Annotated in this window: 11 protein-coding genes; 3 read left to right on the top strand and 8 right to left on the bottom strand. The window is 34.7% G+C overall.

What is annotated here, in order from left to right; translation table 11 throughout:
• Nucleotides 1-4: 4 nt before the first annotated feature.
• Together glpK and IKV95_RS03155 are read right to left on the bottom strand one after the other, a co-directional pair.
• Nucleotides 5-1,498: a glycerol kinase GlpK gene (gene glpK / locus IKV95_RS03160; RefSeq protein ID WP_029091034.1), complete on the bottom strand. Its 1,494-nt coding sequence runs from the start codon at nt 1,496-1,498 to the stop codon at nt 5-7.
• Nucleotides 1,499-1,500: 2 nt separating this feature from the next.
• On the bottom strand, nt 1,501-2,367 hold the full coding sequence (locus IKV95_RS03155) for an MIP/aquaporin family protein (protein ID WP_287451401.1): 867 nt from the start codon (nt 2,365-2,367) through the stop codon (nt 1,501-1,503).
• A gap of 373 nt (nt 2,368-2,740) precedes the next feature.
• Between IKV95_RS03155 and IKV95_RS03150 the strand changes: the two genes are divergently transcribed.
• Both IKV95_RS03150 and IKV95_RS03145 read left to right on the top strand, forming a co-directional pair.
• On the top strand, nt 2,741-3,223 hold the full coding sequence (locus IKV95_RS03150; RefSeq protein ID WP_069126072.1) for a hypothetical protein: 483 nt from the start codon (nt 2,741-2,743) through the stop codon (nt 3,221-3,223).
• A gap of 415 nt (nt 3,224-3,638) precedes the next feature.
• Entirely contained in the window at nt 3,639-4,451 is an 813-nt protein-coding gene (locus tag IKV95_RS03145) for a metallophosphoesterase (protein WP_287451400.1), read from the top strand.
• 580 nt (nt 4,452-5,031) lie between these two features.
• Here the strand turns inward: IKV95_RS03145 and IKV95_RS03140 are convergent.
• The 6 genes from IKV95_RS03140 to IKV95_RS03115 all read right to left on the bottom strand — a co-directional run bounded on the left by IKV95_RS03140 (nt 5,032) and on the right by IKV95_RS03115 (nt 10,689).
• On the bottom strand, nt 5,032-5,931 hold the full coding sequence (locus IKV95_RS03140; RefSeq protein WP_069126437.1) for a ketose-bisphosphate aldolase: 900 nt from the start codon (nt 5,929-5,931) through the stop codon (nt 5,032-5,034).
• A gap of 109 nt (nt 5,932-6,040) precedes the next feature.
• Nucleotides 6,041-7,123 carry a PTS fructose transporter subunit IIC gene (locus IKV95_RS03135; protein ID WP_287451399.1) on the bottom strand — a complete coding sequence of 361 codons (1,083 nt, stop codon included), beginning with the start codon at nt 7,121-7,123 and terminating at the stop codon, nt 6,041-6,043.
• A gap of 2 nt (nt 7,124-7,125) precedes the next feature.
• On the bottom strand, nt 7,126-7,443 hold the full coding sequence (locus IKV95_RS03130; RefSeq protein WP_069118636.1) for a PTS fructose transporter subunit IIB: 318 nt from the start codon (nt 7,441-7,443) through the stop codon (nt 7,126-7,128).
• Nucleotides 7,444-7,461: 18 nt separating this feature from the next.
• Nucleotides 7,462-7,926: a PTS sugar transporter subunit IIA gene (locus IKV95_RS03125; protein ID WP_069118637.1), complete on the bottom strand. Its 465-nt coding sequence runs from the start codon at nt 7,924-7,926 to the stop codon at nt 7,462-7,464.
• Nucleotides 7,926-9,416, bottom strand: coding sequence for a BglG family transcription antiterminator (locus tag IKV95_RS03120; protein ID WP_069126439.1), 1,491 nt, complete (start codon nt 9,414-9,416; stop codon nt 7,926-7,928). The genes IKV95_RS03125 and IKV95_RS03120 overlap by 1 nt, the downstream gene beginning before the upstream one ends.
• 706 nt (nt 9,417-10,122) lie before the next feature.
• On the bottom strand, nt 10,123-10,689 hold the full coding sequence (locus IKV95_RS03115) for a DapH/DapD/GlmU-related protein (RefSeq protein ID WP_069134998.1): 567 nt from the start codon (nt 10,687-10,689) through the stop codon (nt 10,123-10,125).
• A gap of 111 nt (nt 10,690-10,800) precedes the next feature.
• Between IKV95_RS03115 and IKV95_RS03110 the strand changes: the two genes are divergently transcribed.
• On the top strand, nt 10,801-10,964 hold a 164-nt coding region (locus IKV95_RS03110; protein ID WP_287451402.1), incomplete at its 3' end, for a LysR family transcriptional regulator.

The following is a 10,964-nucleotide window of genomic DNA, read 5'->3' as shown; positions in this document are numbered from 1 at the left end:
CTTATTATTTAAATACTTGTGTTGCTTTTACTGCTTTTTGCCATCCTTCATAAAGCAATTCTTCTTTTTCAGTACCTTCGATTGGCTCAAATTGCTTTTCTAACTGCCAATGTTGTTGAATTTCTTCCTTATCTTTCCAAAAACCAACGGCTAAACCTGCTAAAAATGCAGCACCTAACACAGTTGTTTCTTTGTTTTCAGGGCGTTCTACTGGCACTTGTAACAAGTCACTTTGGAATTGCATTAAGAAGTTATTCGCACTCGCACCTCCATCAACACGAAGCGTTTCCAATTTAATTCCAGAATCTTTTTCCATACTGTCGATAACATCCCGTGTTTGGTAAGCTAATGATTCTAGTGTTGCTCGAACAAAATGCTCTTTCGTAGTTCCACGCGTTAAACCAAAGACTGCACCACGCGCTTCTGCATCCCAGTATGGTGCACCCAATCCTACAAATGCCGGTACGACATAAACACCTTGAGTTGAATCCACACGCATTGCATATTCTTCTGTTTCCGATGCTTTTTTCACCATGCGCATACCATCGCGTAACCATTGTAAAGCTGAGCCAGCAACAAAAATACTACCTTCAAGTGCATAGCTGACCTTGCCATTAATACCCCAAGCTAACGTTGTCAACAAACCATTTTTAGACTTAATTGCTTTATCGCCTGTATTCATAAGTAAGAATCCACCTGTACCATATGTGTTTTTACCCATTCCTTTTTCAAAACAACCTTGACCAAATAATGCGGCTTGCTGATCACCAGCAACACCTGCAATTGGTGTTTCTATCCCAAAGAAATGATAGCCTACTGTGTGACCATATACACAAGATGAATCATGTACTTCTGGCAGCATTGCTGCTGGTACATTAAGCATGTCTAATAATTCAGTATCCCATTTTAAATCGTGAATGTTATATAACAAGGTACGACTGGCATTCGAATAATCTGTTACATGCACTTTTCCACCACTCAGTTTCCATATTAACCATGTATCAATCGTTCCAAAAGCTAATTCACCTTTTTCAGCGCGTTCTTGAGCGCCATCCACATGGTCTAAAATCCAACGCACTTTTGTTCCTGCAAAATAAGGATCGAGTAACAAACCTGTTTTATCCGTTACCATTTTTTCATAACCTTTTTCTTTTAAATCCGTACAAATATCAACTGTTTGACGCGATTGCCAAACAATAGCATGATGAATGGGTTTACTTGTTTCACGATCCCAAACAACTGTTGTTTCACGTTGATTTGTAATTCCAATCCCAGCAATTTCTTGTGCATTAACACCTGTTTTTACCAAAACACCTGACATTGTCGCTAAAACAGTTCTCCAAATTTCATTAGCATCATGCTCTACCCAACCTGATTGAGGAAAATGTTGTTTAAATTCATGTTGATCGGTTCCTAATACTTTCCCAGCTTTATTTAATATCATTGCACGAGTACTTGTTGTCCCTTGATCAATCGCTAAAATATATTTTTTTTGCATAATTATGATTTCTCCTTAGTATAGTTATATTTTTGGACCTTATGTTTTTTTTGCACGTTTTGTTCTTTTTTAGTGCTAGATATCGTGATAATCTCTACAATGATTAAGACAGCGATACTGATAAATAGCCATATGCTTAACTGATGATGAATAATCAAATTATAAGCTGTAGCAGCGATTGTTGCTCCTAATATAGGTCCTACAACCGGTATCCATGAGTAGCCCCAATCCGATGAGCCTTTTCCGGAAATAGGTAACACAGCATGCATGATACGAGGACCTAAATCACGCGCTGGGTTAATTGCATAACCTGTTGTGCCACCCAGTGCCATACCAATAACACCTATTAAAGCACCTACAATTAATGGATTCAATCCAGCACTAATTTCATTTGCCCCTATTGACATAATTCCGAAAACTAAAACAAATGTACCTACTACTTCACCAAATAAGTTTGATGTGTAATGGCGAATTGCTGGTCCTGTTGCAAATACACTTAATTTAGCTCCTTGATCTTTTGTTGCTTTCCAATGTGGGTAGTAATGTAACCACACAACAGTTGCCCCTATAAATGCGCCGATAAACTGCCCTCCAACATAAGCAGGTACACTTGTCCACGGAAATTCGCCTGCAAAAGCTAATCCTAATGTTAAGGCAGGATTCAAATGTGCCAAACTGAGATACCCTGAAACATAAGCTCCCATCGCTACAGCCAGACCCCAAGCAATTGTAATGACGACCCAACCTGCATTATTTGCTTTTGTCTTATCTAACACAACGCCTGCGACAACACCTCCACCAAATAAAATCAAAATAAATGTACCTAAAATCTCACCTACAAATTGTAATACTAAACTTGTATCCATCATAATACCTCCTAAGTTAATTAATGAACGTAGCATGATGTATCATTCAGAGAACGAGCGTCTTACAAAATGATTTTCCTAACCTTGAAACGATAAGATAATCGACACTCCCACTCCACATCCACATATAAACTGCTTACTATTCCGATACGTCACCAATAATGCTTCCTAAGTTTATTCTCCTATAAATGCATTGTCAATCACTTTTGACACAGATTGGACATAGTAATTATTTATGCTCGTCATAAATAATTACTATGTCCAAATAACAACAACTCCTTTGAATTTCGTGATATAGTACGTGATATTAGTACCTGATGTTAATTCTAGTCTGATTGTAATTAAAAAGCACACACTTTTAGGAGATGATATATATATGTTCCAAGCAATAGGACGATCGTCAAAAAAATTATACTTTGAAGACAAGCAATATTCTGCTGTACTATCCTATGTGAGAAAGCTCAAATTACCTTTACCTGAGCCCCTTCAAATTATTGAAAAGAGCCAAATTAAAACATTCATACTAGGCATCACTATCACCAACTGTTATTCTAAATTATTATGTGATGAAACGATGCATTATAGTTTTATTTTTAAAATTAAGCAAAGTGATTTTGATATAAATCCTGTCAATTTAGCCCACGCATTTAATGAATTCAAAAACAATGCAGACGGTGAATTATTAACGCTCAAATTTGAGAATAAATCCTTTTTTATTGTATTAAACTCACAAATGACAATTATAGTTAAAAACACTAGGGACATGTTTGAGAAAGAAACAAATAATACTGTTGTTATGTTAAACAAACGTCAAGAAAAAGAAATTTTCAATTTGTTGAAAATGAAAAACGCTCTCTAAAGTGGCCCTCTTGGACTTTATATGTGAAAGTTGATTGTTATCTTATAAAATTTAAGGAGGAATTATTAGAATGAAAAAAATAATTGTAACAATACTATTAGTAGTTTTTGGTTTGTTTTTTTTCATAAAAAGAAAAAAGCACACCTATATCCCTATAACTCAAGAAAATAATCGTAAGTAAAGATTTTCTAAAAAATATAAAAGTAGAGCCGCTATATTATATAGCGGCTCTACTCTTATACAAAGCTGAAGTATGCACTTCACTAGTAAATAAAATTCAGTTCTATAGAACCAATCGCTCACCTTAATAATTAGTTTTTATAAACTGTTATTTATGTTATCGGTTTTATTTAACTGGTTCCCATTGTACAATGTAGAGATATCTATAGATAATATTTAGTGATGAGGTGGGAAAATGAAAACAAAAATCAGTCTTTTAATAATAAGTGTTGTACTGTGTATCACTGCCTATTCATTTTTCATCGAACCTTTCTTAGTTAAAATGAATTATATTGAATTAGGAGATGAAAATAAAAAAGAAACACTAAAAGTAGTGCAACTGTCTGATATCCAGTTGTCCGAGAGTTACACAGAAGACCGATTGGATAAAATCGTAAAAAAAGTAAATAAGGAAAATCCTGATATTATTGTTTTTACTGGCGATTTATTTGATAATTATTCAGTCTATTCCAATGAAAATAAAATTATTGATCAATTAAAAAAAATGCACGCTAAGATAGGGAAATATGCAGTTTGGGGAAATCATGATTACGGCGGGGGCGCTTCACGTATATATGACAGCGTCATGACTGCTTCAGGCTATTCCGTATTAAAAAATAACGGTACTACACTCAAATTAAAAAATGATAAAGAGGTTTATATTGGTGGCTTAGATGACTCACTCTTAGGAAATCCCTCGGTCGATGATACCCTTTCTTTTCGCGAAAAAAAATATGACTATTCTATTATACTCACTCATGAACCAGATGTTGCTGATGATTTTAAAGGCACAAACACTCAGTTAGTATTGGCAGGTCATAGTCATGGTGGACAAATATGGATTCCATTTTATCAAGTAACCAATACGCTAGCTGAAAAATATGTAAAAGGTCTGTATGACTTAGAAGATGATATGAAGCTTTATGTTAATACTGGTTTGGGTACCACTTCCATACACGCAAGATTTGGCGTTATTCCTGAAGTTACTACCTTTTTGATACATATTTAATTCTGTTATGATTGTTTTTGTTGAGATACTATTTTAATAAGAAGAAGCGATTTCTAGCAATAGGAATCGCTTCTTCTCATTTATCCACTATCTATTAAGCTTAAAAGAATGACATGAAAACTTTTCTGACAAAAACATTTACTACTTCTTATACCCTAGTTCCCCTCTAATTTAATTTAAAGTTAACATCCTTTTCCGAAATATTGACTTTTTTTAAACAGTATTACTCTTTTTGATATCAAATACATCCGTCCATATAACTGCAGAACAGCTATATGTAAGTCAGCTATTTTTTATAGTTTCATGTGGAACTATCTGAAACCTATATATTTTAAAACTAGCGACAATTATGAATATGTTTTAAAATAAACTATTCTAACACTCTACATTCAGATGATTCCTAAACGGCAAAATTTATGCCTCTAAATAAAAAATAAAAAAAGAGCGCACATTAATGTCCACTCCTTTCAATCAAACATTCCATAAAAAATGAGAACACCTCTAGTGAAGTGTTCCCACAATTAAGTTATAAAACTATTACATCGTACCTTTAGTATTGTAGCAACTAGCTTTACCTTTTTTATAAAAATTCACTTCGCCATGGTGCTTGGCCTGCGTCACGATAAAGCTGCGCTTTTCCTTTAGAGTTAAATAATCCCATTTTTTCAGTCACCACTTTTTTAGCCGCTTCAATACATTCAGGATTAATTACATTCGGGTCCCATAACTCTGTTGAACTTAAAATCTCACGACATTTTTTATAAAAGGCATATTTATAATCTGATGAAATATTCACTTTCTGGATACCAATCGCTACCGCTTTTTTGATTTCTTCATCTGGATTCGCTGAACCTCCATGTAACACCAAGGGGATATTTGTATCCCTTTTAATTTCTTCTAATACATCCATTTTCAGCTTTGGTGTCACACCTTTAGGATATATACCATGCGCGGTTCCAATAGCAACTGCTAGGGTGTCAATCCCTGTTTCTTTAACAAATCGTCTCGCATCCGCCGGATCCGTATAAATAACTTCAGTTACTCCACCTTCAATAGAAGTACCCGTGCTGCCAATTGTTCCTAATTCTCCTTCTACGGAAACACCAATCTTACTACAAATATCTACAACTTCTTTTGTCACTGCAATATTTTCTTCGAAAGGTAATAATGATCCGTCAATCATCACGGAACTAAAACCGCTGTGTACAGCCCTCATAATACTTGCTAAGTTGTCACCATGATCCATATGAATGACGAATGGGACTTTACTATTTTTAACCCTTGCCAAAGCGTATTGGAAAAAATCATCTTTTGTGAAATCTAATTCTGTTGGATGCACTGCAATTATGGCTGGCGAATCATTTTCTTCTGCAGCTTCAATTACCACTCGTAAAAAGTTACTATCCGCTACATTAAAAGCTCCTACTGCAAATTTATTCTCTTTTGCTACCGTCAATAATTCTGTCATGTTTAATAACATCTCATCGTCTCCCTTAATTTTTATAGTACTATTTTGCTTTTAAGCTTGTATACATTCAAACATCTATCAGTATCATAGAAATAATTATTTGTTAAGCACTCACATCAGGTCATTTAATTTCAATTGCTGAAAAATCAACATCTTCTTCCTCTACCGTGGCAAGTTCCTCTTCGCCACGATTTTTTTTCAATAGAAAAAGTAGAACTCCTGTAATTACTGAACCAATAATTAAGGCAAGCATAAATTTAACGGGATCTGTCATCGCTGGTACAATAAATAAACCACCCGAAGGTACTGGCGAACCTACACCCCACATCATGCTTAAGCCACCACCGATTGCTGAACCTGTTGTACAAGCAACGATAACTCTAATTGGGTCTGCAGCAGCAATTGGAATAACACCCTCAGTAATCATACAGATTCCCATCGGAAAAGCGACTTTAATATTTTCTTCTTCCTCTTTTGCATACTTCCGCTTTTTGAATAGCTTACTAAGTAACCAAGAGATTGTTACACCAAATGGCGGTACCATCGATGCTAGTATTTTAACAGCTTCTGGTTCTTTAATACCTTCTAGCAGCAAACCGTCTGCGAATAAAGATGCCACTTTATTAACAGGGCCTCCAAAATCAAATGCGGCCATCCCTCCTAAAATAGTGCCAAAAAGAAAATTACCACTCCCTTGCAAACCTCTTAAGAAGTCAGTGAGCGCATCCGTTGCCCACACAATTGGCAAACCAATGACAAAATACATCAATAATCCTATGACGAGCGTTGATAAAAGCGGCACAATCATCATTGGCATTAAACCTTGTGCCCATTGTGGAACTTTTAATTTTTTGACCAACAACAAGACAAAGAACCCGACTAAAAAACCTCCAAGCATGCCTCCTAAGAAACCAGCACCAATCGAATTAGCAATTAGCCCCATGAACAAACCAGGTGCAATACCAGGACTATCGGCGATTGAATAAGCAATTGCCGCCGCAATGACAGGTGACAATAACCCCATTCCTAAAACACCAAGTGATACAAGTACATCTGGAATAGTATAGGCAGATTTATAATCCGTTACAACATTCCCTCCTGTAAGGTTACCTATCGCAATCAACAAACCAGCTGTCACAATGACAGGCAACATATAAGATATCGCTGTTAATGCATGCTTTTTAATCTGCAATTTTCGAAACACGGTCAGTCGCCTCCTTGCATTTTCTGTTCAATTGTTTCAAGCAGTTTCTTAGGTGCTTTAATGACCATACTCGTTGGTACTTCCACTATTTTTTTATCCTTAAAACGCTCCTTTCCACCCACTTTAATATCTGCAGCAATGATAACAATATCTGCTAACTGAATAGCTTCTAGACTTAGTTCATCCTCAGTTCCGATTGTTCCTTGTGTCTCAATACTGATTGAATGACCTAAAGCTCGTGCTGCATTCACTAATTTTTCTTTTGCAATATATGTATGTGCAATACCAGATGTACACGCAGCAATACCAACAATATTCATTTTAATTCCTCCTTTTAATCAGCGACCAAGAATGAGCTCATATATTTCATCAGCGGTATTAGCTTCACGTAAGCTTGTTAAAAAATTATTGTCGGCTAACATAATCGCTACTTTTTGTAACAATTTAATATGCATCGTTGTTGCATCAGTATCCTTCACAGCAAATAGAATGATAACATGTACTGGTTGGTCATCTAAAGAACCCCACTCTAATCCATTACTAAGCTTACCTATCGCAATAGTTGTTGTTTGGACGCCTTCTGACTTTCCATGTGGAATTGCTATACCTTCACCTAAACCTGTTAAGCCCTCTTCTTCACGCTGCATCACATCAGCAATAAACTGTTTTTCATCGATGAGATACGATTCTTTTGCTAACATCTGACTTAATTCAGCAATCACGCCTTCTTTTGTATTGCTTTTCAAGTCCACATTAATAAGTTTTTTATCCAGCACTTTTGTAATGTCTAATAATTCATCCATCATAATCCCTCCAACGTTTTTGCGACATTTTGTTTATCATTTTCTGTGAAAATGGCATTTACGAGAATACTAGGCAACCCACTACCTTCTGGCAAGTTAATCGTAGTAATGATCAAGTCAATATCTGCTATTGCTCCTTCAAGTCGCCGTTTTTTAAATTGATTGACAGAAATAGCATCCACTACTTCAATTTGAGGGAACGTATTCTGCACTTTTACTTTAAGTAATTCTGAGGTGCCAATACCACTACTACACATAATAAGTACTCGTCTTTTTTTGACCACTTGTTCATTGTATTTAGCAAAATAAAGCGTTAGAAATCCAATTTCATCATCCGAAATTAGCGGTAGTTGATGTCTTTTTTGTAATTCTTGATTTACCTCTTTTAACCCTTCATAGATTAGTACATACTCTCTTCGTATATCTGGCAATAATTCATTTACAATACTAATTTCATTTTTCATTCGGTATAACAATGAACAAATATGTTGATAGATATCTTCGTATATTTCTTGACGAGTGATTGAAATATCAAATTGTTGCTTCATCCGATTAATCATGTAATAAATAATTTCATCTACATGATTTTTCTCAATAAAAGCATTTCCCTCTAATTTTATCCTTGAAGAAATAATATGCTGAAAGAGATAATAACTTTCAATTGGATTTAAGCTTAATTCCAAGTAACTTTCAATATTACGAATAATACTTCTACTCACAGACATCTCATAATCATTGTTATCTATTTGTTGCTTTTCTAACTTATCCAAGGGCAATTCTTCCGCAAGAATTAACCGATCTATCCCTTCCACCTTATATCGAATTAATAAAATGTAAATGTGTGAAAAAATATTTATATTATAAGGGTATAGAATTTGCTCCTGCAGCTGCTCCTCAATAAATAACAACTGTTCTGTGATAAAATTAACATCTTCCACGCGGATAGGATGATTGTTTATCGTGAATTTTTCATCACCGAATAATTTTTTTGCTTTAATCAATGACTCGATCCTTTTACGAATAACAGTTTCACTACCTTTAATCATCAACATCTTATTACGATTAAGCAGTTGTAACTGAAAACCCATTAAGTATTGTCGTAATTTTCCGATATCTTTAGCGATTGCTTCATCTGAAATATAGTGCTCTTCATATAATTCATAGATAGTTAATGGATGAGGTGACGTTATTAGTAATTTAAAGATAATACTCATCCGTCGTTCAGTCGGACTACTATCTTCGCTTTTTTTAGTAGCATTGATTGGAGAATTAGCAATTTCAGTGAGATATAAGTTGTAATCAAAAGAAAAACCTTTGCCTGCTTCCGAACTTATCAACTCCTTACTAACGAGATGATTGATTTTCTTTATCGTACGGTAAACAGTTTTTGTGGATATTTTTAACTCTGAAGCAATTTTATCCGCCGTGTTTGTGTTCCGATCAATTAAAAACATATCAATAATATCCGCTTCTCGCTTACTTAATTCCATGGTCTCTGCTCCTTTCTATACTTTTATTGTAACCGCTTTCTTTTCGTTTTTATAGATACTAGTATGTCCCATAGATGAGACATTTAAATACTGCTTTATCACGAACAAGGGAAACACTGTTTTTTAGTTTAGAAGGATAGCACATACACTATGTATCTTTTATTTCACTCATTGTAGACGGTTTCACCTGAATATTTCAGCTTGTTCTAGCCAGAAAATTAAATAGAGAGCGAACATTGTTGTTCACTCCCTGTTACTATTGCTAGTCATTTTCAAACGCCTCACACGTATTAATTCCGATTGGCTAATTTCTAGTTCTCTCATTTAATTTTGACGATAGTTAGAAATTCATCGATGTCTATTCGAAAAATCAGGGACGATAGTGAAAGTTAAGTACAAGGTTTCTTCTTACTACCTCCTGAAAATAATTTCACTCTATCATGACGTAATCTACAAATGATAGTTCTATCCAATTATTACCCTCTTTTTAATATTCTAATTAAATCAAAGTAATAAAATTCAACTAATAATAACCGCTTTGTCGTGTTCAATCGTTTATGTCCGCTATCATAATGCCCAATAGAGTTACTTTGATGTCAGAAATTACTAAAGATGTTTTCTAATAAAAAATAACTGCACTCTCATTAATTACTTTTTGCGCTTCGTTTAAGTAGTTAATCGTTCTCTTTTAATTGAAAAATCTCGCTTAACTTTCAAGTCTCTTTATTATTCTAGCAGGAGAACCTGCCACGATAACATTTGCTGGCACATCTTTCGTTACAGTCGCGTCTGCTGCCACAATTGAATTTTCACCAATTGTCACACCAGGTAAAACAGTTACATTTGCACCTATCCATACATTTTTTCTGAGCTTAACTGGTTTCACAGACAAACCACGACGTTTTTTAGGATCTGTTAAATGATTAACAGTGATAATTCTACTCATCGGTCCAATCAACACATCATCTTCAATCACAATGCCCCCTAAATCAACGAATGTCACATTTTGATTAATAAAAATATTCTTACCAAAAGAAATATGAGCACCAAAATCTGTATAAAAAGGCAGCGAGATGCTAACTGATTGATCAATTTTAGACCCTGTCATTTTTTCTAAATAACACAGTGCTTCCGTAGATGTATGATAACCGTTATTTAGTTCAAATAAGTATTTTTCGTTAGTATGTTTAACACGGTGTATTTTTTTAAAGAGTGGTGAATCAGGCAAAATTTCTTTTCCTTCAAGACTTCTAAATAAATTACCATAACTCATGCTCAAGTCACTCCCTCTATATTTGATACTCTTAGTATACCTAGCTATACTAAGAGTAGCTAATACTTATACCAGATACGCACATATAACTTTAAACTATGGGAGGATCATATGGACTTAAGAGTACTTAATTATTTTTTAACTGTTGCGAGAGAAAAGACCATCAGCAAGGCAGCCTTGACACTTCATGTATCACAACCAACTTTATCTAAACAACTGCAAGAATTAGAAAACGAATTAGGTGTTCAACTTTTCAAACGTGGAAATAGAGAGAT

It is taken from the genome of Brochothrix sp. (assembly GCF_017549435.1).
In the GTDB taxonomy this organism is placed as follows: domain Bacteria; phylum Bacillota; class Bacilli; order Lactobacillales; family Listeriaceae; genus Brochothrix; species Brochothrix thermosphacta.
The sequence above is the reverse complement of the archived record's forward strand: the minus strand, read 5'-3'. Positions and strand labels throughout refer to the sequence as shown.